This is a genomic window from Sphingobium sp. CCH11-B1, from assembly GCF_001556865.1.
Classification (GTDB): Bacteria; Pseudomonadota; Alphaproteobacteria; order Sphingomonadales; family Sphingomonadaceae; genus Sphingobium.
Map to the genome: position 1 here is coordinate 41,365 of NZ_LSJY01000134.1, position 25,801 is coordinate 67,165.

The 25,801-nt window shown below is 64.4% G+C and carries 19 protein-coding genes; 2 read left to right on the forward strand and 17 right to left on the reverse strand.

All coding sequences use genetic code 11. From position 1 onward, the window contains the following. The 3 genes from AX724_RS14105 to AX724_RS14115 form a co-directional block, all read right to left on the reverse strand. Complete coding sequence (locus tag AX724_RS14105; protein WP_066767527.1) at nt 1-2,526, reverse strand: putative bifunctional diguanylate cyclase/phosphodiesterase; 2,526 nt, start codon at nt 2,524-2,526, stop codon at nt 1-3. Between the two features lie 103 nt (nt 2,527-2,629). After that, nucleotides 2,630-3,445: an arginyltransferase gene (locus AX724_RS14110; RefSeq protein ID WP_066767529.1), complete on the reverse strand. Its 816-nt coding sequence runs from the start codon at nt 3,443-3,445 to the stop codon at nt 2,630-2,632. A gap of 111 nt (nt 3,446-3,556) precedes the next feature. Continuing rightward, nucleotides 3,557-4,804, reverse strand: coding sequence for a threonine ammonia-lyase (locus AX724_RS14115; RefSeq protein WP_066767531.1), 1,248 nt, complete (start codon nt 4,802-4,804; stop codon nt 3,557-3,559). A gap of 94 nt (nt 4,805-4,898) precedes the next feature. Between AX724_RS14115 and AX724_RS14120 the strand changes: the two genes are divergently transcribed. Together AX724_RS14120 and AX724_RS14125 are read left to right on the forward strand one after the other, a co-directional pair. Continuing rightward, the gene (locus AX724_RS14120) at nt 4,899-5,768 is read left to right on the forward strand and encodes an NAD(P)-dependent oxidoreductase (RefSeq protein WP_066767533.1); all 870 of its coding nucleotides are present in this window, start codon (nt 4,899-4,901) and stop codon (nt 5,766-5,768) included. Further along, entirely contained in the window at nt 5,765-7,513 is a 1,749-nt protein-coding gene (locus AX724_RS14125) for an amidohydrolase (RefSeq protein ID WP_066767534.1), read from the forward strand. Before AX724_RS14120 ends, AX724_RS14125 begins: the two co-directional genes overlap by 4 nt. Here the strand turns inward: AX724_RS14125 and AX724_RS14130 are convergent. The 14 genes from AX724_RS14130 to AX724_RS14195 all read right to left on the reverse strand — a co-directional run bounded on the left by AX724_RS14130 (nt 7,482) and on the right by AX724_RS14195 (nt 25,799). Further along, the gene (locus tag AX724_RS14130; RefSeq protein ID WP_066767536.1) at nt 7,482-8,612 is read right to left on the reverse strand and encodes a glycosyltransferase; all 1,131 of its coding nucleotides are present in this window, start codon (nt 8,610-8,612) and stop codon (nt 7,482-7,484) included. The genes AX724_RS14125 and AX724_RS14130 overlap by 32 nt on opposite strands. Before the next feature lie 4 nt (nt 8,613-8,616). After that, complete coding sequence (locus tag AX724_RS14135) at nt 8,617-9,987, reverse strand: exopolysaccharide biosynthesis polyprenyl glycosylphosphotransferase (RefSeq protein ID WP_066767540.1); 1,371 nt, start codon at nt 9,985-9,987, stop codon at nt 8,617-8,619. Between the two features lie 82 nt (nt 9,988-10,069). Next, nucleotides 10,070-11,965: an XrtA/PEP-CTERM system amidotransferase gene (locus tag AX724_RS14140; protein ID WP_066767541.1), complete on the reverse strand. Its 1,896-nt coding sequence runs from the start codon at nt 11,963-11,965 to the stop codon at nt 10,070-10,072. 10 nt (nt 11,966-11,975) lie between these two features. Next, nucleotides 11,976-13,508, reverse strand: coding sequence for an exosortase A (xrtA, locus tag AX724_RS14145; RefSeq protein WP_066767544.1), 1,533 nt, complete (start codon nt 13,506-13,508; stop codon nt 11,976-11,978). Further along, a complete protein-coding gene (locus AX724_RS14150; protein ID WP_066767546.1) occupies nt 13,505-14,734 on the reverse strand; it encodes a TIGR03087 family PEP-CTERM/XrtA system glycosyltransferase in 1,230 nt (409 codons plus the stop codon). The genes xrtA and AX724_RS14150 overlap by 4 nt, the downstream gene beginning before the upstream one ends. After that, nucleotides 14,731-15,801 carry a FemAB family XrtA/PEP-CTERM system-associated protein gene (locus tag AX724_RS14155; protein WP_066767548.1) on the reverse strand — a complete coding sequence of 357 codons (1,071 nt, stop codon included), beginning with the start codon at nt 15,799-15,801 and terminating at the stop codon, nt 14,731-14,733. Before AX724_RS14155 ends, AX724_RS14150 begins: the two co-directional genes overlap by 4 nt. Then, nucleotides 15,798-16,643 carry an XrtA system polysaccharide deacetylase gene (locus AX724_RS14160; RefSeq protein ID WP_066767555.1) on the reverse strand — a complete coding sequence of 282 codons (846 nt, stop codon included), beginning with the start codon at nt 16,641-16,643 and terminating at the stop codon, nt 15,798-15,800. The genes AX724_RS14155 and AX724_RS14160 overlap by 4 nt, the downstream gene beginning before the upstream one ends. A gap of 16 nt (nt 16,644-16,659) precedes the next feature. Then, nucleotides 16,660-18,189, reverse strand: coding sequence for an XrtA/PEP-CTERM system-associated ATPase (locus AX724_RS14165; protein WP_066767556.1), 1,530 nt, complete (start codon nt 18,187-18,189; stop codon nt 16,660-16,662). 22 nt (nt 18,190-18,211) lie between these two features. Beyond that, nucleotides 18,212-19,765, reverse strand: coding sequence for a hypothetical protein (locus AX724_RS14170; RefSeq protein WP_066767752.1), 1,554 nt, complete (start codon nt 19,763-19,765; stop codon nt 18,212-18,214). A gap of 41 nt (nt 19,766-19,806) precedes the next feature. Next, entirely contained in the window at nt 19,807-20,724 is a 918-nt protein-coding gene (locus AX724_RS14175; protein ID WP_066767754.1) for an AAA family ATPase, read from the reverse strand. Between the two features lie 22 nt (nt 20,725-20,746). Beyond that, the gene (locus AX724_RS14180; protein WP_066767558.1) at nt 20,747-22,264 is read right to left on the reverse strand and encodes an XrtA system polysaccharide chain length determinant; all 1,518 of its coding nucleotides are present in this window, start codon (nt 22,262-22,264) and stop codon (nt 20,747-20,749) included. Beyond that, nucleotides 22,264-22,908, reverse strand: coding sequence for an XrtA/PEP-CTERM system exopolysaccharide export protein (locus AX724_RS14185; RefSeq protein WP_066767559.1), 645 nt, complete (start codon nt 22,906-22,908; stop codon nt 22,264-22,266). The genes AX724_RS14180 and AX724_RS14185 overlap by 1 nt, the downstream gene beginning before the upstream one ends. Nucleotides 22,909-23,040: 132 nt before the next feature. After that, complete coding sequence (locus AX724_RS14190) at nt 23,041-24,273, reverse strand: pyridoxal-dependent decarboxylase, exosortase A system-associated (RefSeq protein WP_066767561.1); 1,233 nt, start codon at nt 24,271-24,273, stop codon at nt 23,041-23,043. After that, nucleotides 24,270-25,799: an acyl-CoA ligase (AMP-forming), exosortase A system-associated gene (locus tag AX724_RS14195; protein WP_231736692.1), complete on the reverse strand. Its 1,530-nt coding sequence runs from the start codon at nt 25,797-25,799 to the stop codon at nt 24,270-24,272. Before AX724_RS14195 ends, AX724_RS14190 begins: the two co-directional genes overlap by 4 nt. Nucleotides 25,800-25,801: the final 2 nt, after the last annotated feature.

Below are 25,801 nucleotides of genomic sequence, written 5' to 3' on the forward strand. Positions count from 1 at the left end.
TCATTCTTGAGCGGCGATGAGAGCGTGGGTCGCCTCTAGCGGAAGCGGCCTGCCGAAATAATAGCCTTGGCCCACGACGCAGCCGAGCGCCAGCAGATGATCCGCCTGCGCTGGTGTTTCGACGCCCTCGGCGACAACTTCCATGCCGAAACTGCCGCCGAGCTTGACGATGGCGTCGACAATGGCGGCGTTGCCTTCGTCCCGCTCCACATCTTGGACGAAGCTGCGGTCGATCTTGATAATGTCGACCGGATATTGTTTTAAATGGCTGAGGGATGCGAAGCCCGTGCCGAAATCGTCCAGCGCCAGCCTCACACCCGCATCGGCAAAGTGACCCATCGCGCGCGCGACCTGATCGCCGCCGTTGCCGAGCAACACGCTCTCAGTGACTTCAATTTCGAAATGCGCAGCCGGAATGTCCATCCGATGCAGATGATCCAGGACACGGTCGGAAAAATCGCCACGCGCAAAATCAGCAGGCGAAGCGTTGATCGCCACACGCCCAGGATTGAGACCCTTGTTCAGCCAGAGCCGGAGGTCGGCCAGGACCCCTTCAAGCATCTGTACAGTCAGCCCCACTGCAAGTTCGCTGTGGAGGAACGCGGCTGCAATCGCACCGGGCAACTGGATGCCGAGGCGGGGATGATGCCATCGCAACAAGGCTTCAAAGCCGAGCAGCCGACCGGTGCGCATATCCACCTTGGGCTGGTAGTAGGGCACGACCAGCCGATCGGCCACGATCTGCCGCGCCATATGGATCATCGACGTGCGCTGCTGGGCTTCGGCCCGCAATTCAGAATGAAACACCGTCAATCGGGAGCGACCGCCGCGCTTCGACGCATAAAGGGCCAGGTCCGCCGCCTTGAGCAGTTCGTCCGCGCGAACCGCATGATTGCCAAAAATCGCCCCGCCAATGCTCACACCGAATTCCAGCAGGCGTCCTTGATGGGCAACGGGCATCCGGCACGCCTCCATCAAGTCGCGGCTCAAGGATTCCAGCCCGGCCTCGCTATCGATCGTGGGCGCGATCAGGCCGAATTCGTCGCCTCCCAGCCGCCCGACAACGGCATCCGCCGGAGCGACAGAAGAGAGTTTTTCCGCGAAAGCGCATAGCAGTGCGTCCCCCGCGTCATGACCAAGAGCATCGTTGGTCCTCTTCAGATCGTCGATGTCCAACAACAGCAGCCCAAAGCGATCCCCATGTTGTTGCGCGTTTGCCGACAATGTTTCCAACGAGGCCTGCCACCGTGTCCGGTTGGGCAGGCGAGTCATGGAATCATGCGTTGCCGCCCATCGAATACGCTCCTCCGCGTTCCGCTCTTCCGTGACGTCGAGGAAAGTAACGATGATGCGGGACACCGCGCCGCCATCGGTGCGGCTCGTCCAGCCTGTGCTTCTGATCCACCGCAAAGCGCCGGTGTCCGCACGACGAATGCGCAAGGTCGCTTCGAAATGGAGCGCGCCCCCTCCTTGCGCGACGGCATCCAGCATATGCTTGAGCCGGTCGCGATCCTCCGGATGCACCAGGTCGAGCGCAAGTTCGGTTGTCGCGGGCTGATCGGCGGAAATGCCAAGCATGGCGCGAAACTCCGCTGACCATGTGCGCACGCCGCTTATGCAATCGAAATCCCAGATCCCCAGACGCGCCGATTGGACAGCGAGGCGGAACCGCTCTTCGCTATCGCTCAGTGCACTGCGCGCCAACCGTTCGGCATGCACATCCTCCAGCGTGCCATACCAGCGGACCACGCACCCATCCGCGTCTCTCCTGGGCGCTGCGCGGGCCCGCATCCATCGATACCCGCCATCCCGCAGCAGGACGCGATATTCGATGTCGACCGGCGCTCCGCTGACAAGACTGCCCGTCCATATGGCGATGGTCCGTTCAATGTCATCGGGATGAAGGGCGCCGATCCAGCCGGTGCCGAGTGCCTGATCCGGCGGCATGCCGGTCAATTCGAACCAGCGCGGCCCGACTTCCTGAATACTGCCGTCCGGCCCGGCCGTCCAAGGGACCTGCGGACTGAGTTCGAAGGACCAGCGATAATGCTCCTGGCTTTCCGCCAATGCCTTCGACAAATCGCTGGCAGCAGTGCAATCCTCCATATTTTCGAGCGTTCCGCGCCAGCCGACCGGCGATCCTGGCTCGTCGACCCGCGCCAGAGTCACGCGGAACCAGCGCGGCCGATCATGGAAGCAACGGATTTGAACGAGCAAGGGCTCAGCCTGCGTTCCGCCCAATGCAGCGCGGATCAGGTTCCGTCGATGTTCACCGGTCAGCAAAGTTGTCCAGGCCAGTCCGATCGGGTCAGCGGCGAAACGTGCCTGCTCGTGCCCACCCCTCTCCTCCAGGGAAATCAGCCGACCTCGCCGATCAACCGCCCAGCGCACCAAAGGCGGCGACAAGTGACCCGACGGGCACAAAGTAGCCAGGTCGTCGATCGGCAACAGCACATCTGCGAAGCAGAGACCCGCGTCCAGCGCAACGCGCATCTCCGAAAATCGATGGTCTGCCAAGCGGTCCATAAGCCGCCCAAATCCTTCCGCACTGGTCCCCACCAGCCATGGAAATTAGCGCAAGGAGTTAAATAAATGCATACCGCCGAGGCAGAGTAATGTCTAACTTGGATTAACGCCGAAGGGCGGCCGCGAGTTCGGTAGGAAGCGATTGTTCGGGCTGCGCAGAAGACCCCCGCGATTGTTCCTGATCGTCCGGATTGAACCGGACCCATCCATGACGACCAAGCTTTTCGAGGGGCTGGTAGCGGACTTTATATTGCATCCGCTGCGACCCTTCCACCCAGTAGCCGAGATAGACATAGGGCAGGCCTGCCGAGGCCGCGCGGATCAGGTGATCCATGATGATATAATTGCCAAGGCCGGGACGATGCTCCAGCTCCGTGTCGAAAAAACTGTATATCATCGAGAGGCCATCGCCCTGACGATCGGTGAGGCACGCGCCCACCAGCTTGCCGGGCCGGCCATCGGCATCGGGTTCGCGATATTCGATCACATAGCTGTCGACGGGAGTTTGCTCGACCATATCGGCAAAATCCATCTCGTCCATTTCGGTCATGCCGCCGCCAGGATGCCGGGCATTGAGATAGCGTCGAAGAAGCGCATATTGCTCCTCCGTCGACCAGGGCCTGCACGCTGTGACATTCAGGTCGCTATTCCGGCGCAGCACCTTGCGCTGGGTCGCATTAGGCCGGAATTGCTTTGCCAGGACACGCACCGACACGCAGGCAGAGCAATCCGCGCAGCTTGGCCGGTAGGCGACATTCTGGCTGCGCCTGAAACCGATGCGGCCAAGCGCGTCGTTGAGTTCCGACGCGTTATCGCCGCTCAGTTCCGTGAAGACCTTCCGCTCATTCTTGCCCGGAAGATAGGGGCAAGGACTGGGGTTGGTGACGAAGAAACGGGGGAAGCGAAATGGCGCGGTCATGCCCCACACTCCGATTCCATCTTCATCCTCATTCGGTCCATCGTCGGTTTATGGCGTCACGTCGCGCGGCTGAAAAGGGCGTTTACCACGAAAATTGCAGCGGGATGGCCATCATGCCACTTCGATGGGCGCGACTTCATACCCTGCTTCCCGAAGCGCAGCGATAAGCCTTTGAAGATGGCCACCATCGCGCGTTTCGCACTCGACATCCAGGCTAAGGCCCTTCGCCGGCAGGTTTGTGAAGATACGCTGGTGCGACAGCTCCAGGATATTGACCGCCTCCTGATCGAAAATGCGCGCGACGTGAAACAGGGCGCCGGGACGATCCTGGAGGATGATGCGCAAACGGGCGAGACGGCCCGAGCGCGCAAGGTCGCGCAGCAACACATTGGCCAACAGACGCGTGTCGATATTTCCGCCCGTCAGCACCAAGCCGACATTACGGCCTACAAACTGCTCGCGGTACGTCAGTAGAGCCGCGAGGCCCGCAGCACCCGCGCCTTCCACGACCGTCTTCTCGATCTGCAGGAGCAGGCTGACAGCTTCCTCCAGCCGCCTTTCCGACACGAGCAGCACGTCGTCGGCCAATCGCTCGACCACGCGCCGCGTGATATCCCCGGGCTGCTTGACGGCTATGCCTTCCGCCAGCGTGTCGCCGTCACAGGCCAGGTCGCCGCCCTTGATGAAGCTATACATCGACGGATAAAGTTCGGCCTGGACACCCACCATCCGGATGTCCGGCTTCATCGCCCTTGCCGCAGTCGCCATGCCGGAGAACAATCCGCCGCCGCCGATCGGCACGACCAGCGTGTCGATCTGCGGCGCATCCTCCAACATTTCGAGCGCCACCGTGCCCTGCCCTGCCATGATGTCCGGCTCGTCAAAAGGATGGATGAAGGTCAAGCCCTGCTCCACCTCCAACTTGCGCGCATGGGCGTAGGCGTCGTCGAACTTTTCGCCAAATTGAACAACCGTAGCGCCATGCCCTCTCGTCTGCGTGACTTTCACGATCGGCGTGGTCGTCGGCATGACGATGGTCACCGGCACGCCCAAGCGCTTGCCATGATAGGCAAGGCCTTGCGCATGATTGCCTGCCGAGGCAGCGATCACGCCCTTTTCCTTCGATACGTCGTCCAGTTGCAGCAGCCGGTTCAGCGCACCGCGCTCCTTGTAGGCGGCGGTGAATTGAAGATTTTCGAATTTCAGATAGATGCTGCACCCCAGCATGTCCGACAGCGTCTGGCTGATCAGCGTCGGGGTTTTCACGATCGAACCCGCAATGCGGGTTCGCGCCGCGAGAACGTCGTCAACGGTGATGGGCAGCGGCAGCGCGCTTTCGATCCTGGCAAGCGTGTTCATGGGCGCCCCGTAAAGCAAAATTGCGGCGGAAGAAACTGGCACTGGCCGAAAACTCGCCCTATGGCGGTTCGAACGCAGCAAATGTACGAGGCTTATGGCTAATATCGCGTTTATCGGTCTGGGCGTCATGGGTGGCCCGATGGCGGGACATCTGGCGAAGGCAGGCCATAGTCTCACCGTTTACAACCGCTCCATCGGCAAAGCGAAGACCTGGGCCGAAACCTATGGCGGCACGGTGGCGATCACGCCAGCCAAGGCAGCCGAAGAGGCGGACATCGTGATTAGCTGCGTCGGCAACGACGATGACCTGTCGCAGATCGCGTTGGGACGCGACGGCGCTTTTCGCGCGATGCGCGAAGGCAGCCTGTTTATCGACCACACCACTGTTTCGGCGCGGATAGCCCGGCAGTTGTTCGTGGAAGGCGAAAGTCGCGGCATCCACAGCGTCGATGCGCCCGTGTCCGGGGGACAGGCCGGCGCCGAAAACGGCAAGTTGTCCGTCATGTGCGGCGGAACCGAACCAGCGGTCGCCGCTGCGCGTATCGTGATGCAGGCTTACGCCGCCCGCATCATCCACGTCGGCGCGGCCGGTGCGGGGCAGACGACGAAGATGGTGAACCAGATCTGCATCGGCGGCGTGTTGCAGGGGCTGGCGGAAGCGTTGCGTTTCGCGCAGGCGGCCGAACTCGACCTCGACAAGGTATTCGATGCCGTCTCTGGCGGCGCGGCACAAAGCTGGCAGATGGAAAATCGCTGGAAGACCATGGCGCAGGACAGTTTTGACTTCGGTTTCGCGGTCGATTGGATGCGTAAGGACCTTGGCCTCGCCCTGGAGGAAGCGCGTGCGAATGGCGCCAGCCTGCCGGTGACGGCGATGGTCGATCAGTTCTACGCCGATGTGCAGGCCATGGGCGGTGGACGGCAGGACACCAGTTCGCTGGTGCGCAGGATGACGCGCGCATGACGATGTCACGACTGGCGGCGATCGCCATGTTGGCGCTGCCTATGCCCGCCCTTGCATCTGGCGTGATCGATAATGTGAACGGCATCGCGCTTGATGCCAATGGACGGATCGTCCGTTTCGGCGCGCTTCAGATCGACGATGACGGCAAGGTCGAAAAGCTGATCCAGGGCCGGTATCAGGAACCGGAATATAAGCCCAGAAAACCGAAAAAGGGTCAGCCCTGGCCGGAACGTCCCAAGGGCCCGACCTTCAAGCTGGACGCCGGCGGCAAGACTTTGATCCCCGGGCTGATCGACGCGCACGGCCACATGATGGGCTACGGCCTGTCGCTCATCACGCTCGACCTTTCCGAAACGGCATCGCTGGCGGAAGCGCAGGCGAAGATCCGCGCCTATGTGGCTGCCAATCCGGGTCTCAAATGGATTATCGGCACCGGCTGGAACCAGGAGAAATGGGGCCTCGGCCGCTTCCCGACGGCAGAAGAACTTGATGCGGCGGTCCGCGACATGCCGGTGTGGCTGGAACGGGTGGACGGCCATGCCGGCTGGGCCAACAGCGCCGCAATTCGTGCTACGGGCATTACCGCCGCGACCAAGGCGCCTTCAGGCGGGCGCATCGAAATGGCTGCGGGCAAGCCGGCCGGCGTTTTCGTCGACAAGGCGATGGACCTTATCCAGAAGATGGTGCCGCCCCCTGCCCCCAAGGACCGCGACATCGCGCTGGAAAAGGCGCAGCGCGCGCTGCTCGCGCAGGGCGTTACCGGCATTACCGATATGGGTACCAGCATCGAGGACTGGCAGGCGTTCCGGCGCGCGGCCGACCGCGGCGCACTGCGCGTGCGGATCATGTCCTACGCTTTCGGCCTCGACAACATGATCGCCATCGCAGGGCCGGAACCGACGCCGTGGCTCTATGACGATCATTTGCGCATGGGCGGCATCAAGCTGTTGCTGGACGGCGCACTGGGATCGCGTGGCGCATGGTTGCGCGCGGATTATGCCGACGCACCGGGCCAGCGCGGCCTGCCGATGATTCCAGACACCCAATTGCGCAACATAATGAGCCGCGCGGCGATGGACAATTTCCAGGTGGCGGTCCACGCGATCGGCGATGCCGCCAATCGCGAAGTCCTCAACGCCATCGAGGAATTGAACGACACTTACAAGGGCGAGCGTCGCTGGCGGATCGAACATGCGCAGATAATCGACCCCGCCGACCTGCCCCGCTTCAAGCCGCTGGGCGTCATCGCGTCGATGCAGCCGGTGCATGAAGCATCGGACTGGCGCATGGTGACGGCGCGGCTTGGTGAAGCGCGCCTCACTGGCGCCTATGCGTGGAAGACCATGTTGGACAACGGCGTGCCGCTCGCTTTCGGATCGGACGTGCCGGTGGAAAGTCCCAACCCATTCGCCGGCATCGCAGTAGCAATGAGCCGTGAGGATTCCAGGGGAGAACCCGCAGGCGGCTGGATGCCGGCTCAGCGCGTCAGCTTCGAGGCAGCGCTGGACGGCTTCACCCGGCAGGCGGCCTATGCCGGCTTTGCTGAAAAGAGGTTCGGCAATCTGGCGGTCGGGCAGCGCGCGGACTTTCTGCTGATCGACCGTGACATTTCCGCCGCGCCGCCCAGCGACATCCGACAGACGCAGGTGCTGGAAACCTGGATCGGCGGCAAGCGGGTCTATACGAAGGGACAGGACGTCGGCAGCCAGCCCCTCAGCGCGACTTCGCCGGGTTCCACACGGTGACCGTGCGGCCCGTCATTGCGCGCACGACCCCTTGCAGCGTTGCGGCGTAGGCGATCAGCACATCCACCAGTGCCGCCAAGGGTCCGCTCTTCGCTCGCACGCCGATCCAGATGACGAGCGCGACGGCAATCGCCCCACCCATGTAGAGGACCGGCGAGAGGCGCATCGCGAGCGCGCCTGCGGCAACCCCGCCGATCAGGATGAACACGCCGCCGAACCAGCGGACGATCTTGCGCGACGCATATTTGAAGCGATCGATCGCGGCCATTCGCCGGAGCTGCGGACGCAGGTGACCGTGCGTATGCCATGAGCGAGCCGCGATCCGCACCTTACGCCGATATTCATCCCGCCGGGCGGTCACCAACCGTTCACGAGCTATGACGTCCTTGGCTTTTACCAGCCGTTTGCCCGCGAAGACCACCGCCATGGAGACTGTGAGGTCGTCCAGCACGCTGTCGGGAAAGGTCGGATACAGGGTTTTTCGGATGGAGAAGATGGAGCCGTCCGCCCCCAGCACATTGCCGGTGCGCGACTCTTCATCTTTCAGCCTCTCCTCGATGCGCCAGTAAAGCGATCCCACCGAAGCGGTGGCGCTCTCGTCCGCGCCGACATAATGCAGAGACCCCAGCACCCCGCCGACCTCCGGATCGGCGTAGCGGCCCAGCAGCCGCGCGATCGCGTCTTCGTCAAGCAGCACATTGGCGTCGGTGAAGATGAGCACATCGCCCCGCGCCCGAGCGGCGAGTTGCTTCATGCCATGCGCCTTGCCACTGCGCCCTGGGCCACGGATGAGAGTCACCAGATTGCCCTGTGCCGCGATGAGGTCGCCAGTGCCATCGGACGAACCGTCGTCGAAGGCGAGGATTTCAAGGTCCGGCTTTTGACGCTTGAGCATCGCCAGATTGACCAGCTTTTCCGGCATCGCCGCCGCTTCGTTGTAGGCGCAGAAGAGCAGCGAGGCGCTTGATGGCGCTGTGGCGACCGGATGCTCCGGCTTGGACGGCACCATGCGCAGGATAAAGGGATAAAAGAGGAAGGGCCAAAGGACCGCTACCATGCAGAGCAGCATAATGGCTGCCAGGATCAGGTTGATCGCCATCCCCCTAATATGCCTTGTGGTGGACCAGCACGCCCAGCGTCGCGACGATGATGCGCAGATCGCGCCAGATGGACCAGTCGCTGACATATTCCAGATCGGACTGAAGCCGGTCGATCAAATCCTGATGATGGTCCGTCGCCCCGCGATGGCCGCGCACCTGGGCCAGGCCGGTCATGCCCGGCTTGATGCAGTGGCGCGCCCAATAGCGGGCATCGACTTCCCAATAGAGGCTGTCGCCGGCTTTTGCCGCCGCGGCATGAGGACGCGGACCGACGATGCTCATATCCCCCTTCAACACGTTGAAGAGCTGCGGCAATTCATCGATGCTTGTCTTGCGCAGAAAGGCGCCGACCGGAGTCACCCTGTCGTCGTCCCGCCGGGTCAGGGTAGCGGCCTTGTGATCGCTCACCTCGGTTCGCATCGACCGGAACTTGTAGATGGAAAAGGATCTCGCATCCTTGCCGATGCGGGGCTGACGGAAGAGAATGGGGCCGGCGCTCGTCAGCCTTACTGCAAGCGCGGCGGCGATCAGGACAGGCGACAGCAGCAGCGTCGCGATGCTGGCCACCAGCAGATCGAACAGGCGCTTGACCAGCCGGTCGCGAAACTGGAGCGGACCGCCGGCAACGATAATGGTTGGCTGACCGTCAAATTCGTCCACCCGCGCAGGCGCGAAGCGGAGCAGTTCGGGCACCACGATCTCGCCTCTCGCCGAAAGGGACTTGAGCGCGGCCGACCAGTCGTCCATCCGTTCCAGGGGACAGGCGACGATTACCCGTTCCGCCATGCCGACCGCCGCGGCCAGCCGCGCAGCCATGTCGGCGTCGTGCCGCTCGGGATGCAGGCTTGCCGCATCGGCGTGGATCAGCTCGACATGGCGGCCCGCCTCGACAGATACGCCGTCCAATATAACGGCGGTCAGATGCGGCACGTCCCCCAGCAGCCTGACGGCAAGCCGCGCAACGGCGAGCCGCACCAGCGCCAAGGCTACACCGCCCAGCGCGAGCCCCGTGACGAAGGTCAGACGCGATAGCTGCTCCGCGATCTTGCCCAGATAGACGATGAGCAGCATCAGCAAGGCCGCCTGCGCCAGCGCCCAGAGCGCGCGCGAAATGCCGCGCCGCACCCGGTCCAGCGTGTTGATGCCATAAGCCCCGCCTTTCACCGCCAGCAGGGCGTAGAGCGGCGCCACCATCGCGAACATGACGATGCCGTGTGGCTTGCCGGGTTCTCCCCACAACGCCCCCAGCACCAGCCAGTTGGCGGCGAGGAACGCGCAGAACAGCCCTGCCATGTCGCCGGCCAGGCAAAGCGCGTAGAGCCGCAGGCGTACGATTTCCTTGGAGACGGTCACGGAGTGGCCTTGCATCATCATGATGCTGTTCCGTTGGCACCTCGCGCGACCGGTGGCAAGGGGCGACGCCGGATGCCCTCACCCATCGCGGCGGCACATCCCTTCACAGCCCGAATATGCGCCCCAGCGCCTTGTCCAGCATCAGCAGCTGCCAAAGTAGTCGGCCATGATCGGCGACGCCGGCGCGATGATCGGCCGCAACCTTGGCGAGACGTGCCGCGTCGAACCAGCCGGTGCGGGCGAGCGCCGATCCGCCCGCGATAGCCGTAGCCTCGCCTGCCAGCGCGCCGCGGAACCACGCGCTGATCGGCGTGACGAAGCCCATTTTCTGGCGGTACAATATGTCCTGCGGCAGGAAGGGCTCCATCGCCTTCTTCATCAGATATTTGCCGCTGTTGCCGCGGATGCGTTGCTGGACAGGCAGACGGGCCGCGAATTCCACCAGTCGGTGATCGAGCAGCGGCTCGCGCGCTTCCAGGCTGACGGCCATGCTCATCCGATCGGTCTTTGTCAGGATGTCGCCGGGCAGCCAGATGCGAAGGTCCGCATATTGCGCCCTGTCGAGCGGATCGCATGCGGGCGCATCAGCCATCGCCTTTATATAGCGGTCCTCGGCCCGATACGCGCCAAGGCGGCTTTTCATGTCCTGGCCGTAAAGGCGATGGCGCAGGGCATGAGGCGTGATGCCTACCGACGCGGCATAGGCCTCCCCTCCTTCCCCGGCGAATTCGAGGAAGGTCGATTTCGCGCGCAGCGGACGCGGTGCCCAATCGGCCTTGGGATACCATCGGCCCAGCGTCCCGAACAGCGGCTGGCGCACGGATCTGGGGATCAGGGCACGAAGCTTTTCGCCCTGCATCTGGAAACGGTGGCGGCGATAGCCGGCGAAGGCCTCATCCGCGCCGTCGCCCGACAGCGCGACCGTCACTTGCTCGCGCGCCAACTCGCAGACCCGATAGGTGGGCAGCGCCGACGCGTCGGCAAAGGGTTCGTCGAAATGCGCCGCCAGCGTGTCGATCAGGCCGAAATCGTCCGGCGACACGATGCGGGTGCGGTGATCGGTGGCGAAACGGCGCGCGACCCGGTCGGCATAGGCGGTCTCGTCCAGGCTGGCGACATCGAAGCCGATGGTGCAGGTCTTGACCGCGCGCGAGGACGCTTCCGCCATCAACGCGACGACACTGCTGCTATCGACGCCGCCGGACAGGAAGGCGCCCAGCGGCACATCAGCGACCATTCGGGACCGCACCGCTTGCCGCATCAAAGCGACCAGTTCCTCCTCCAGCGCCTGCGGGCTCGCCTTCGACCGGTCGGCAAAGCTGACGTCCCAGTAGCGTTGCGGCTGGGGAAGCGGGCGCCCGCGCACCAGTCGCAGCGTCTCGCCAGCAGGCAGCTTGCGCACACCCGCCACCAAGCAGGCGTCGTCGGGGATGTAGCCATAGGCCATATAGTCCTCGACGGCGGACAGGTCCGGCGCGCGGCGGAGCAACGGATGAGCAAGCAGACTCTTCAACTCCGATCCGAAGATCAGGCTACCGTCCGACAGCAGGGCATAATGGAGCGGCTTCACGCCGAGCCGGTCGCGCACCAGCCAAAGCGCCTGTGCGCGCGCGTCGAACAGGGCGAAGGCGAACATGCCGTTGAAGCGATGAACGCACTCCTCCCCCCACTGGCGATAGCCGTGGAGGATGACCTCGGTATCGCTGTGGGTGCGGAATACGTGGCCCTTGGCCTCCAGTTCGGCGCGCACCTCCGCGAAATTGTAGATTTCTCCGTTGAAGACAACGGCGAGGCTCTGATCTTCCGTCAGCATCGGCTGCGCGCCGCCGCCAAGATCGATGATCGAGAGGCGCAGGTGGCCCAGGCCTACGCCCGGCGCGGTCCATATGCCGCTGCCGTCTGGTCCGCGATGTGGCATGACGTCCAGCATCGCGCGCACCCGCGCCTGATCGACAGGTTTCGCCGTTTCGAGATGAAAGATGCCCGCTATGCCGCACATGGCACAACCCCTAGCGGATGCCGGCGACGCGGTCAGCCAAAAGCTGAACGTCGCCCAAGTCTTTCAGAAAGGCATGGATGGCGGCGTCAGCGGGACGACCCTCCGCCTCCTCCGCCGAGACAAGGATGGCGACGGCCCGTTGATCCTGGCCCAGCAAGCGGGACTTGAGTGTTGCAAGCTTGACCTGCGCCGGGTTGCCGCTGGGTGGGTTGCGGCCCACCACATAGAAGCTGACGACGTGGCGGACGACCGGACCTGGCGCGGTGATCTGTTCGCCGCGTCCTTGAGCAGGCGAACGGGCCGGCGAGGACCATACCCATTGACTGTCGGGATCGGCCGCACCCTGTCCAAAGCCGACCAGTTCGCGCCCTTCGTCCTGCCGATCGAAGGCAGCGATGGCGAGATCGGCCACATGCCCCTGCCCATCACGGTAGCGACCGTGCATCAGGATGTCGGCACCGTCGAAGCGAGGCTTCCATGGGTAAGCCTGAGGGGCTTCAGTGCGCGACCAGCCGCGAACGGCGGGCAAGGCTGGTGATGGCGGCAACGGATCGGCGGTGGCGGCCGTTGCCGTGAGCCAGGCCGGCGCGGCAGCGATGATCGCGACGGCAAGCGCTGCGACGGTCAGGCTGTCCGACGCTTTCGCCTTTATGGAGCCAAGCGATTCCGCATCGAACCACGAATCGCCGGGCTTACGGTCAAAGAACGGCCATGCGACCGCCATGACCATCGCCATAACGATCGCGAAGAAAACCCAGCCATAGACGACATGATCGAAGCCTATGGCGGCATCCACGGTGGTCAAATGCGCGACCCAGATGGTCGCGAATGCGCGCACCCCGTTGGCGGCGACCGACAGCAGCAGCGCGCCGCACAGAAAGATCGCCCGCCGCCACCAGCTTCTGAAGCAGACATTGCAGACCAACACGCCATAGGCGGCCATCGCGATCAGGAACTTTGCCCCGGAACAGGCTTCGGCCACCTCGAAATAGCCGGTCGGGGTGGTGATGAAGATGCCTTCCATGTGCGCGGGGACGCCGGCGAGATCGAGCAGGAACATGGCGATCCGCGCCGTCAGCAACTGCAGCGGCGGAACGATCTCCTCACCGAATGGGACCATGAAGAAAGCGTAGAAGAGCGGGAACAAAAGCGCGCGCGCGATAACGGGGCCGAGCAGAGCGAGCACCGCGCCTTGCAGCATCATCACCAGGGCGCCGTGGCGGATCATCGCTACGCCGGCGGCCGACCCCACCAGCCAGGCCAGCGCGCCAAGGCCGAGCCAGGCGAGGCCGGGCGACCAGGCGATCGGCTGCAACCGGCGAAGAGCAGACCATCTCTGCTGGACCAACCAAGCGATCAGCAGGGGGATGAAGAGGCAATGGCCGAACGTCGACGCGTTCCACCAGATGGACACCATGCCGGTGACATCGCGGAAGAACAGCAGGATTATGCCTGTCGCGACGACGACCAGTGCCGCCAATTGCCGGCGCCACGCGTCAATGCTGCGGGCCGCGCCGGCCAGAGGCAATGCCCCTCCGGTCATGCCGCGCGAGAACCGGCATCGCCGGCATCCGGACACAATAGCGCGGGTAAGCCAGCGAGCGTGGCGGACCAGCGGTAGCGCTGCTCCATGCGGTTGCGGCCAGCGGCGCCCAGTTTTGCGGCGTAGGTCCGGTCGGCGAGCAGAGCGACGATGGCGGCTGCTTCGTTCGGCGCGTCGGCAGCAACGAGCAGGTGCGCGCCATTCTGCGCATCGATGCCTTCGGCCGCTTGCGGCGAGGCCACTACCGGCCGCGCCATCGCCATCGCTTCCAGCACCTTGTTCTGGATGCCCCGCGCGATGCGGAGCGGCGCCACAACGACATCGGCCGCGGCCAGCCAGCCACGCACGTCCGGCACGCTACCAGTGACGATCACGCCCGGCAGCGTCGCCAATGCCTGCACCGCTGGGGAAGGATTGCGGCCGACAATGGCGAAGCGCGCATCGGGATAGGCTTCCCGCACGATCGGCAACGTATCGCGCGCAAAGCTCTCGACCGCCTCGATATTGGGCCGATAGTCCATCTGTCCCGTGAAGACGAGCAGAGGCCCATCCCCTTTGTCGACCCTGTCGAAAGGAGCCGCGGGGTCGAAATAATCGAGCGCCACGCCGTTTTCGATGGCCACGATCCGGTCCGGGCCGAATCCGCTCGCCTTGCGGAACAGGGCGGCTTCGGCTTCGCTGACAAAAGCGCTGACATCGGCGCGGGCGGCCGTGAGCCGCTCGAAGTCAAAAAGGGCGCGGCCCTCGCGGCGATTGACCCACGCCATGGGGCCGCTGCCGCTTTCACCATAGGCCGCATATTTTGCCGAGTCGAAATCGACGAAATCCATCAGGAAACGGACATGGGAAGGAAGATGCGGGACGAAATGCGCCATCTGCGCCGAATAGGCGACCACCGCGCGAACGGGATGACGGGCAAGCGTATTGGCGACCCAGCGATGCAGTTGCCGATCGTCGAACAGCGACACGAGCATGGGCTGGCGGCGGACAAGGCCCGCTATCCCGGCCGCCAGCTTCGATCGGTTGCGCATCAACACGCACTGACTCGCGGTATCGGCGGCCATGTCCGCTGCGAATCCCATATCCCTCGCGTCATCGGCAAAGCAGCCGACATGGACGGGAGCCAGTTCCGTCAAGCGCTTCAGCAGGTGGTAGGAGCGGATCTTGTCGCCGCGATCGGGCGGATAAGGGATGCGGTGGCAGAGGAAGAGGATGTCGCCGGTCATCCCAGGCCCCGCGCGATCGGGGGGCCGATCAGGTTGGCGATGGGTAGAGGCAGCTTCTTCCAGAGGTCGATCCGTCGCTGATATTTGGGATTGTTGGGGCTGATTTCCCGCACCGCGCCATCAGGAGACCAGCGATAATAGCCAAGCGCACGCGGCTCGAAACCGAAGCTCTTTTTCCACGCGGCCTGACCGCTGCCGACCTTGGACCGGCCAAAATCGAAATGGCTCATGCCGCGCGTCCGGCCATGGGCCATCAGACGATAATACATAAGTTCATTGGACCGAAGCTGCCGGGCGACGGCCAGCCCACCGCCCCAATAGGGCATGACGCGACCAGCATGATAGAGGTTGAGAACCGCCGAAACGGGCCGGTCGCCGTCCAACACCAACAGGATGTCGGCGTCGTTCCCGAACGCATCGAGCACCGAACGGAACAGGGCGCGGGGGAATACCGGCGTCCCGAGATTACGGACGCTTTCGGCGTAGATGCGGTAGTGGGCGCCCTGGAAGTCGGCATCGCGGCCGACCTTCACCGCAAGAGCAGGATTGGAGAGCGCCTTGCGCAATTCGGCGCGGTGCTTGCGCGGAATGGCGAGCAGTTCGGCGTCGTCATCGGGGGCGATCGGTCGGACGAAGCCCAGATGCTCGCCATCGCGCCTTTCCCATCCCTCCCCTGGGGCCGCGCCCCCGCGCAATTCCACTGGCACACCGCCACGCTCACGCGCCACCTGCTGGGCGGCAGTCGCCAAGGCTGCGGCCGCACGCGGATCATCGACCAGAATGCCGCCATCGACCGCAAAGGCCGTCGATATCATGGCGCTGCCGAAAAGACGGCTCTGCAGGTGATGGAGCGGCAGGAGACCGCTGATCCTGCCCGATGGCGCGACGGCCGCCAGCAACAACGGCTTGTGCCCGGTCGCGCGATGAATCGCGCGGAGCCAGGCAGTCAGATGAAAAGGCGTTCCGTCCGGGTGCGCGCGCACGAACGCGTCCGCCGCCGATGCCTGTTCCGGATTTGCAAGATCCAGCGTGGTGATCGCCATGTCGGCGCCGGTTCCGACGATCATGACGCGCGCGCCGCTTCCGCGTCCGCCAGCGCATCGACGCGTGTCCAGGCAAAGTCGCGCGTCAGCCGCCGCAGCTTGGCCGCCATGACGGACAGGTTGCTGTAATGGCGTAGCCGCGACCGTAGCGGCGCGCCTTCGACGCGCGGCTGATCCGGATCGATTTCCCACGGATGGAAATAGATGATGGCAGGACGCGCCTCCTCCTCATTCACCTGGCGGATGGCCCAGCGGGAAAAACCATAGGGCAGCAGGCGGAAGAAGCCGCCTCCGCCAGCCGCCAGCGTACGGCCGCCAAGCTTCGCGGTCGTGACAGGCAGTTCGACCAGGAGAGCATCCTTCACCGGCTTCCAGGCGAACCGTGGCGAGTCGGGCCAGCCATAATGATCGTGCCGGACGGGCGCCACGCTGGAGGAATAGCGATAGCCTTCCTCCGCCAGGATCGCATGGGCCCAGGGCGTGCGCGCGTCGATGGAGAAGCTGGGCGCGCGGTAGCCCGTCACTTGCTGTCCGCTCGCCTCCTCCAGCATAGCGCGGGACTTGCGCAGGTCGGCGCGGAACTGGTCCGGCGTGAAGGTGAAGACGCGCGCATGATCATAGCCGTGGCTCGCCACTTCATGACCAGCCTCGGCGATGCGGCGCATGAGCGCAGGATAGCGTTCCGCCACCCAGCCCAGCGTGAAGAAGGTCGCCTTGACCCCCGCATCGTCGAACAGTTGAAGCACCGCGTCAGTGTTCGCCTCAACCCTGTGAGCGAGCCCGTCCCAATCGCTACGGTCGATCGTGCGCTCGAACGCGCCGACCTGAAACCAGTCCTCGACATCGACGGAAAGCGCGTTGAGCATCGGACTGTCCGTCCTTTCAGGCAATGGCCTGCGCGTCGGCGTGCGGACCTTCCTGCTCGACCCAGTCGACCAGCAGCGTCAGCACCCGCCGCAAAGCACTGTCCTGTTCCTCGGCGCGGAATTCCAGGGCGGCGAGCCGTTCCTCGATCAGCGTGAAGCAGCCCTTGAGCGCTTCAGGATCGATCTGAGACTCGACGGGCTGCGCGAAAGGCGCATGCGACTGCATGGCGCGGAGGGAGGCGATTTCCGCCCGCAGCCCCTCTATCTCCGCCAGCATGTCCGATCGCAAGGTTTCGGCCTCTTCCGCGACAACGATGTGGACAGTTTCTGCGGCTGACGCGTCATCCTGTTCTGAGACAGCGACGTGGACAGCTTCGATTGCTTCGTCATCCTCTTCCGAGACAGCGACGTGGACAGCTTCATGCTCATGCGATTCCGCGTCTTCGGCCTCTTGCTCGTCTTTCAAGGCCGGCTCCCAAACGGCCTCGGGCGCAGCGAAAGCGGGACGCTGGAATAGCGGCGTCACCACATTGGAGGCGACGGGATGGTCAGGCTGTCCACCCTCTTTATCCTCAGCGATATCCTGTGCGATGTCCGCCGGGTCTGCATGATCCTGGACGGAAACGTCCGCGTGATCGGTCGATTCTTCCATGGCGCCGGCTTCCTGCACTGGGAAGGCGTCCGCATCCTCCACTGCGTCCAGCGCCGAAGCGGCCGTCGGCGCGGGCGTCAGGTCGATGTCCAGCCCCATATCGGCCACCACCGCCGCCACGACATCCTCGTCCAGCACGGCAATCTGTTCGATCGCACCCAGCAGCAGGACGCGGCTGGTCAGCGCATTGAGGCGGCGCGGTACGCCAGCGGTGGCCGCGTAGAGCGCAGCAAAGGCGCCCGGCGTGAAGGTTGGCGTGCCGGTCCACCCCGCAACGGTCAGCCGATGCAGGATATAGGGTTCGATTTCCCGCTCCATCATGGGTTCCAGATGATGGGTCGCGATGACGCGCTGGCGCAGCTGTTCCAGCTCCGGCGACTTGATGAGGTCGCGAAACTCGGGCTGTCCGAGCAGGAAAATCTGAAGCAGCGACTGCCCGCCCAACTGGAAGTTGGAGAGCATCCGTAACTCTTCGATGGCAGAGACGGGAAGGTTCTGCGCTTCGTCCACGATCAGCAGGGTGCGCCGCCCGGCGCGCGCCTGCGCATAGAGGAACGATTCGATCTGCCGCAGCGTCGCCGCCTTGTTCTGGCCGTCCGTCGCAAGGCCGAAGCTCTGCGCCGCAAGGCGCAGCATGTCGTCGCCCTCGACCTGGGTCGACACGATCTTGACCGCCGTCAGCCGGGCGGGGTCGATCGTCTGCATCAGGTGACCGACCAGCGTCGTCTTGCCTGCGCCAATGTCGCCGGTGATGACGATGAAGCCTTCACCCTGCGCAAGGCCATAGCCAAGATAGGACAGCGCCTTGCGGTGCGTCGCGCTCTCGAAATAATAATGCGGGTCGGGCGTCAGCTGGAAAGGGCGGCCCCGCAGTCCGTAGAATTGGTCGTACATCTCGTCTTCTCCCCGGCGGCCCTTAGAAGCTGTAGCGCAGGCCGACCTGCCCCATCAAATTGATGAGCGTTTCCAGATCGTCCGCCTTTACCCCGTCGATCCCCAGCGAGGCCGACGCAGACAGGTTGCGTCCGATATTGCGATTATAGCTGCCGAACGTGCCGTAGTTCAGCACGTCTGGCCGATTGCCGCTGGCGTCAAAATAATTGAGATAGGTGACGACATCGATGCTGTCGCGGCTGCTAGGCGCATAGCTCATCGTGCCGATACCATACCAGTTCTCATCGCGCGAACCGCGGATGAGGACGGTCTGGCCGTTCGGCGTGATGAACTTGCGCTGCGAATAGCCAAAGCCAAGGCCATAACCCCACTGGCCGTGTTGCAACGCATATTGCGCCGCCACGCCGCGATAGCGGAAGTTGGCGCCGGTGATGCCCGCAAGCGCGTCGTTGAAGCACTGGCCACCCCCCGTCGCGGAGAAGGCACAGCCGGTGATGTCGCCGGTGAACGGGTTGCGCGCAACGTTGAACTGGCTGCCGGAGAGTGCGGCCACGTTGCCCGTGACGATGCGGCCGAAACTGTCGATCCCGTCGAACAGAACCAGCGCGAAGCTGCTATCGCGACCCTGCCAGTTGAAGCTGCCCTGATAGGTCATGCCGCCATAGCGTTCGCCCACCCGCGCTTCCAGGCTGGTGCGGCGGCTGGGCCGCCACAGGACGCCCACATCCCATATGATGTCGTCGAAATCATAGATCAGCGCGCGCGGCGAACTTTCGTCCGTCACATAGCGGCCACCACGGATGACCGGCAGGCCGTTCGCGTCCAGCAGCGGCGAGCGCTGGCTGATCTCGATATCCTCATAACCGATGCCGCCCACTGCCGCGAGCGTGGGCGACAAAGGCACCGTCGCGTCCACCCGGCCCCACGCATCCTCGAACCGCTGGTCGAGCTGGCTGGCGTCTTCCCGGTCATAGCCGGCGCTCGCGACCAGGCCGACGCCCGGAATCACCGTATCGGGTGCGAAACCGACCGACCCGAGCAGGCTGTGTGTCCAGCTGTCGGCGAAGGCGTCGCTGAGCTGCGCGCCTGGAAAATCGCGGTTGGTGCTGTCGTCGATCCGTGCATAGCCAAGGCGGTAAGCGGCATTGATGTCGAAATCGCCGATCCTGGTCGTATAGGATGGACCGACATAGCCGGCATAGACCTGCGTCGAGAGGCTGCCGCGTTGCGCGAAGGCGCCGCTATAGCCGTCCGTGCGAGCGCGGGTCGCAAGCCCGCCCGCCTGCAGCGACAGGCCGCGCGTCACCATGATGTTGGCGGTGGCTATGCCGCTGATCGTGTCCTGATCGGTCGCCTGCCGCCCCCAGCCGAAACTGTGGTTATACTGGACGTCGATCGCCGCCTCGACCCGGCGGGTGCGGACGTCCGCCGCGACCCCGGCTGTGACATTGGTGTAGGTGAGCACGTCGCCTTCACCCTTGATGGGGGCAATGACGACCTGATCGACCCCAAGATAGGGCGTGACGTTGACGCGCTTTTGACTGACCGACTGGGCCATTGCCGGCGTCGCCGCCATCGCGGCGAGCGACGCGCCCGCCAGGAAGAACCGGGCGATGTTCACTGGGTTTCCCCTTCGGAATAATAGCCGCCGAACCGGCGGCGGCCGCTGTTGAAGCGCACGGCATTGAGCAGCAGACGGATCTGCGCCCCGCCCTTCACCATGCCGATGGCGTCGCGCAGAGCACCTTCGGATGTCCGGTCGGCGCGCACGACCATCAGCGCGACCGCCGCATGGCTGGCCAGCACGGCGGCGGCCGACGCCGCCAGCAGCGGCGGCGAATCGAAGATCAGGATGCGGTCGGGACGGCCTTCGGTAAGGCGGTTGAGCAGCTGTTCCGTGCGCGCGGACGCGAGATATTCGGTGTCATTGTTGCTGGGCGCACCGGCCGGCAGCACGGCGAGCGAAGCGATGTCCGTGCGGATCACGCAATCCTCGATCGCGATCATCGGATCGACAAGCGCGTCCATGAGACCGGGACCAGCCTGCAAGCCGAGCGCTTCGGGAATGCCGCGCTTGCCGAAATCGGCGTCGACCAGCAGGATTTCCCGGTCCTTCTCCGCCGCCAGACTGAGCGCAAGGTTGATCGCACAGAAACTCTTGCCCTCGCCGCTGTTGGCGGAGCAGACAAGGATGCGATTGCCGCGCGGATGACCTTGAAGCTGGGGCAGAAGATCGCGCTTCAGCAGCCGGAATTCCTCGCTCATCGCCGTGACCGGGCCATCGGGACGCAGGAAACCGGCTTCACCCAGGGCGATGCGATCGATCGGCTGGACGGGCCCGGTCCAGGCCGGCGCGCGATACGGCGCCGCGACGGCGGACGGTTCCTCCGACGGGGCAGCCGGCATGGGATCGACCATGGGCGGCGCATCGACCGCGGGTGCGGCTCGACCACGCAGCGCGGCCTGGAAATCATAGATTTCCGTGGCCCTCTCGATCAGCGATCCACGGCCCTTCATCGCGCTATGCTGGTTCATATTGTCTGCTTCCCTGCCCATCTCAGGCCATGCCACGCTGGACGAATTCGACCGCGATCAGCAGCAGGCAGGCTGCGGCCAGCCCACCGCTGGCGCCTGCAAACCATTTGAGCCGCTGCCGCTCCAGCGCGACCTGCGCACTGGTGAGCGTTTCGCTGATCGACCCGGCCACCGGCAGGCCCAATGTCCTTTCCAGCCGTGCGGCCGTCGGGAATGTGCCCTTGAGCTGGCTCATGGCGAAGGCAACGCCAACGCCCGCCGCGATGCCCAGCACCAGCACGCCAAGCAGTAGCAGCGGCCGGTTTGGCGCGGACGGGGCGGAGGGCGTGTCGGGCGGGGTGATGACACGGAACTGGACGGCGCCGGTTTCGGTCTTTACCTCTCCACGCAGGCGCAGATCCTCGCGATCGGCGGTCAGCTTGTCATATTGAGCCTTGAGCGCAGCGTAATCGCTATCGAGCTTTTCCTGTTCGGAGGCAACGCCGGGTTCGTCGGCCTGACGGCTCATCATCGCGTTGAGATCGGCCTGAAGCTGCGCCTTGCGTGCGCCCAGCGCCTGCACGGTCGCGGCACGTTCGGCCTGCATCGACTTGATCGACAGATAGGCCGGATTGGGCGTGCCGCCGCCCGCGGAACCGCCCCCACCCGTGCGGCGCAGGGCATCGACCTCCCGCTGGGCGGCGACGACGTCCGGATGGTTGGCGGTCCAGCCACGCGCGCGCATTGATGCAAGGTTCGCCTGCGCCTGTGCCAGCGGCGACGCACCGCCCGACGCGGACACGCCAGGCAAGCTTTGCGGCGTCCCGGCCAGCTGCCCGTTCATGGCCGACAGGGCGCTTTGCGCCTGCACGAGTTGCGAGTCGATCTGGTTGATCTCCATGCGAGCGGCATCCATCCGCTGGCTGATCGATCCTGCGCCGGGCAGAAGGCCCATATAGCGCTGCGCGAATTCGGCGCGACGCTGGTCAGCCGCCGCCAGTTGCTTGCCGCGCACGGCGATCTGCTGATCGAGGAAGGCCAGGCTCTGCTTCGTCTCCCGACGGTCGCCGGAGAGATTTTCCTCCTGGAAGATGTCGATCAGCTTTTGCACGACCTGCTGCGCGATGCGGGCGTTCGCGCCGTCCGACAGGGTTGAATCCGCCGATACGGCGCTGATGTCGATCATGCTGGGATCGGCCTGCGCCATCACCGTGATATTCTCGCGCAACTTCGTGATCTTTGCCGCGACATCGGCCGGACCGGACACGGATTGCGACAGGTCAGTCGAACGGACCACCTTTTCCAGATTGTCGGCACTCGTCAGCGTCTGGCGCAGCCGGTCGAGATCCTGCTGCGACTGGACCTGGGTAATGCCGACCTTGTCTTCCAGCAGGGACTGGGTGTTCACATAGACCCGCGCTTTGGACTGGTAGCTGTTGGGGATGAACGCGACGCCCAGCCAGCCGAGCATGCATACGCCCCAGGCCACCGCCAGCGCGATCCAGCGGCGGCTCCACAAGCCATGGAGCAGGACGCGCAATTCGTCGTACAAACCGGCCATCAGAACATGCTTTCCGGGATGATGATGACGTCGCCCGGCGCGAGCATGACGTTGGCGCGCGTGTCGCCCTTCTTCAGAAGGTCGCCCAGGCGCACCTGAAATTCCTTCTGCTTCCCGCTTTCCTTGTCGAAGCGGACGAGGCGAGCCCGGTTGCCGGCCGCATATTCGGACAGGCCGCCGACCGCGATCATCGCGTCGAGCAGCGTCATGTTGGCGCGATAGGGGATGGATGCCGGCTTTTCAGTCGCGCCCACGATCCGCACCTGTTGGCTGAAGGTGCCGCTGAAATTGTTGACGATGACCGACACAAGCGGATTTTCGATATATTGCGATAGCGCAAGCTTGATGTCTTCCGCCAGCATCTTGGGCGTCTTGCCCACGGCCGGCATGTCGGTGATGAGCGGCGTGGTGATGCGGCCGTCCGGGCGCACCTGGACCTTCGCACCCAGTTCCGGATTGCGCCACACGAAGATGGTGAGATCGTCGAGCGGGCCGATCACATATTCCTCGCCCGGTCCTTCCTGCGTAGAGACGAAGGATGCAGGCGGCAGTTGCGGTCCCGATCCGCCGGAGGCGCAGCCCGAAAGCGCGACGGCCGGCAATGACGCGCCGATCAGAAGTCGGGAAACCGTCAGGAAACGCATAGACAAACCCCTTCATCGGGCCGTGCGCGAACCGCCGCCGACTCCGGTTCGGCGACTTGGCGGCACATGGCTTTGGGCATCTTCTTGCCGGTAAAGGGTAAAAATAGCGTTAGGAGTTAAGTGCGCGCGAAATCAGCCAAGTAAAAGTTCGCGAGGACTTGGATGACCAAGAAATGCCGCCGGGCTGGCCGACGCGCCATAGGCCCCGGCCAGGAAGATGGCGATGAAGTCCCCTTCCTGCACGGGAGGCAGGGCGACCTTGTCGCCAAGCCGGTCGAGCGGCGTGCAGAGGCAGCCGACGACCGTCACAGGATTGGCGGCAGGCGACATGCCAAACCGGTTGGCCACCGCGATCGGATAGTTGCGGCGTACGACGGTGCCGAAATTGCCGCTGGCGGCGAGCTGGTGATGCAGCCCGCCGTCGACCACCACGAATGTCTCGCCCTGACTGACCTTCACATCGATGACGCGAGTCAGATAGACGCCCGATTCCCCCACGAGCCATCGGCCCAGTTCCAGCGCCATGCGGCTGTCGCCCAATATGTCCGGCAGCCTGTCCATTTCGCTGTTCAGCGCCACGCCGATGGGGCGGATATCGAGCGGCGTGTCGCCGGGGAAATAGGCAAGGCCGAACCCCCCGCCCAGATTGACGAGCGGCGGGGCAGCGCCGACCCCGTCCGAAAGGCGCGCGGCGAGCGCGATCGTCGCCGACTGTGTTTCGATGATGGCGAGGGGATCGAGGTTCTGGCTGCCAGCGAAGATATGCCAGCCGCGCCACTCCGCCCCCGCGTCGATCATCGACCGTGCCAGTTCGGCGGCGCGGTCCGCGTCCACGCCAAAGGGCTTGGCCCCGCCTCCCATCCGCATGCCGGATCCTTTGAGGTCGAAATCAGGGTTTACGCGCACTGCGAGACGCGGCGTCTTGCCCAGCCGATCGGCGACCGCCAGCGCGCGCCGCCCTTCCCCTTCGGATTCCAGGTTGATCGTGGCACCCGCGAAGATGGCGGCTTCCAGTTCGTCGTCCCGCTTGCCCGGTCCTGCAAAACTGATCCGATCAGGAGCCATGCCAGCGGCCAGCGCCATCTCGAGTTCGCCGCCCGACGCGATGTCGAAGCCATCGACCTGCCCCACCATGCGAGCGAGCAGAGGCGCAAAGGGATTGGCCTTGATCGCATAATGGAGGTGGAGTCCGTCCGGCATGGCTTGGCGAAAGCGCCGGACCTGCGCTTCCACTATGTTCATGTCATAGGCGAAGAGCGGCGTGTCGCCTGCCTCATCGACAAGCGCCGCCGCGCCGCAGCCGGCGATCAGCAGCATCCCTTCCTCCGCAGCGAACCAGGATGGGATCGGTCCAGTCGGTTTCATGCGCCATAGTCCTTCGCCAACGCGACCCGGTCGATCTTGCCATTGGGATTGCGGGGAAATTCGGAAAGGAGGAGAATATCCTTGGGCTGCATGAAATTGGGCAGTTCCTGTTTGACATGCACGGCCACGGCTTCGACCGTCGCAGGATCGCTCGCCCGAAGCAGCAGGCGCACGGCCTGGCCGAGCCGGTCGTCCTTCACGCCGAGCGCGACCGCCTCTGCGACGCCGGGCACGGCAACGGCGGCTTCCTCTATCTCGGTCGGGCTGATGCGGTTGCCGGCGGACTTGATCATCGCGTCGTCCCGGCCGACGAAATAAAGCAGTCCTTCCGCATTCCGCCGCACTGTGTCGCCCGACCAGACCGCCATGCCGCCATAGCGCGATGCGGGCGGCGCGGGCCTGAATCGTTCGGCGGTGCGAGCGGGATCATGCCAATAGCCCTGAGCGACCAGCGGGCCGCAATGAACCAGTTCGCCCGGTTCGTCATCGTCAGTGACACTGCCATCGGGGCGGACCACCAGTATCTCCGCAAAAGGGATGGCGCGGCCCATGGAATCGGGGTGGGCGTCCACCAAGGCTGGCGAAAGATAGGTGGAGCGGAAGGCTTCGGTCAGGCCATACATGGGATAAAGGTCTGCGTTCGGGAACAGCGCGCGCAACTTGGCCACGAGTGGCCGGGTCAGCGCCCCACCGCTGTTCGTCAGCCGCTGGAGCTTCGCGGCGACCTCCGCCGGCCAGTCCAGTTCGGCAAGCTGGACCCACAGCGGCGGGACGCCGGCCAGCGTCGTGATATCGCGCCGGTCCACCAGCTTCATGACGTCGCGAGGCGTCAGATAGTCGAGCGGATAGACGCAACCGCCCGCATACCAGGTGGAAAGCAGCTGGTTCTGGCCATAGTCGAAGCTGAAAGGCAGGACGCAGGCGGTGCGATCCTCCGGCGTCAGCTTCAGATAGCCGGCGACGGCGACCGCGCCGAGCCAGAGATTGGCGTGGGTGAGGACCACGCCCTTGGGTCGTCCGGTCGATCCGCTGGTATAGAGGATGGCGGCGATGGCGTCCGGCGCGACGGAGGAAGGGCGAAGCGGATCGCCCCCACTCATCGCACAGGCTGCGTCATCCTCCCGATGAAGATGGCAATGGGCGGGCACATCCCCTTGCCCCAGCGTATCGAGCCGGGCGGCGGTGCCGATCAGCAGGCGCGCGTCGCAATCGGACAGGATGTGCGATACCTGCGCATGTTTGAGCAATGGGTTTATGGGTACATGGACAAGTCCGGCGCGCGGCGCGGCGAGCGGCAGCAGCGCAGCCACCGGCCCCTTGGCGATCCAGCTCGCTACCCGATCGCCCGGTGCCAAGCCGAACCCGGCAAGCCAGGCGGCGAGGCGACCCAGAGCCCGCTCCAACTCCGCATAGTCATAGCTGCCCGAACGGCCGTCCAGCGCCGGACGGGCGGGTTCGCCGCGCAGCAACAGATGGTCGATCGGACGCACCTCTATCCCGTCGATTAACGGATGGGCTTCAGTCACGG

Excerpts from the sequence above, each read along its gene's own strand:
- AX724_RS14130 (WP_066767536.1), bottom strand. The coding sequence starts at position 8,612 with ATGGCGATCAACCTGATCCTGGCAGCCATTATGCTGCTCTGCATGGTA.
- xrtA (WP_066767544.1), bottom strand. The coding sequence starts at position 13,508 with ATGACCGGAGGGGCATTGCCTCTGGCCGGCGCGGCCCGCAGCATTGAC.
- AX724_RS14115 (WP_066767531.1), bottom strand. The coding sequence starts at position 4,804 with ATGAACACGCTTGCCAGGATCGAAAGCGCGCTGCCGCTGCCCATCACC.
- AX724_RS14140 (WP_066767541.1), bottom strand. The coding sequence starts at position 11,965 with ATGTGCGGCATAGCGGGCATCTTTCATCTCGAAACGGCGAAACCTGTC.
- AX724_RS14125 (WP_066767534.1), top strand. The coding sequence starts at position 5,765 with ATGACGATGTCACGACTGGCGGCGATCGCCATGTTGGCGCTGCCTATG.
- AX724_RS14155 (WP_066767548.1), bottom strand. The coding sequence starts at position 15,801 with ATGATCGTCGGAACCGGCGCCGACATGGCGATCACCACGCTGGATCTT.
- AX724_RS14110 (WP_066767529.1), bottom strand. The coding sequence starts at position 3,445 with ATGACCGCGCCATTTCGCTTCCCCCGTTTCTTCGTCACCAACCCCAGT.
- AX724_RS14170 (WP_066767752.1), bottom strand. The coding sequence starts at position 19,765 with ATGGCGGCGACGCCGGCAATGGCCCAGTCGGTCAGTCAAAAGCGCGTC.
- AX724_RS14105 (WP_066767527.1), bottom strand. The coding sequence starts at position 2,526 with ATGGACCGCTTGGCAGACCATCGATTTTCGGAGATGCGCGTTGCGCTG.
- AX724_RS14120 (WP_066767533.1), top strand. The coding sequence starts at position 4,899 with ATGGCTAATATCGCGTTTATCGGTCTGGGCGTCATGGGTGGCCCGATG.
- AX724_RS14185 (WP_066767559.1), bottom strand. The coding sequence starts at position 22,908 with ATGCGTTTCCTGACGGTTTCCCGACTTCTGATCGGCGCGTCATTGCCG.
- AX724_RS14165 (WP_066767556.1), bottom strand. The coding sequence starts at position 18,189 with ATGTACGACCAATTCTACGGACTGCGGGGCCGCCCTTTCCAGCTGACG.
- AX724_RS14190 (WP_066767561.1), bottom strand. The coding sequence starts at position 24,273 with ATGAAACCGACTGGACCGATCCCATCCTGGTTCGCTGCGGAGGAAGGG.
- AX724_RS14175 (WP_066767754.1), bottom strand. The coding sequence starts at position 20,724 with ATGAACCAGCATAGCGCGATGAAGGGCCGTGGATCGCTGATCGAGAGG.
- AX724_RS14150 (WP_066767546.1), bottom strand. The coding sequence starts at position 14,734 with ATGACCGGCGACATCCTCTTCCTCTGCCACCGCATCCCTTATCCGCCC.
- AX724_RS14160 (WP_066767555.1), bottom strand. The coding sequence starts at position 16,643 with ATGCTCAACGCGCTTTCCGTCGATGTCGAGGACTGGTTTCAGGTCGGC.
- AX724_RS14135 (WP_066767540.1), bottom strand. The coding sequence starts at position 9,987 with ATGATGATGCAAGGCCACTCCGTGACCGTCTCCAAGGAAATCGTACGC.
- AX724_RS14180 (WP_066767558.1), bottom strand. The coding sequence starts at position 22,264 with ATGGCCGGTTTGTACGACGAATTGCGCGTCCTGCTCCATGGCTTGTGG.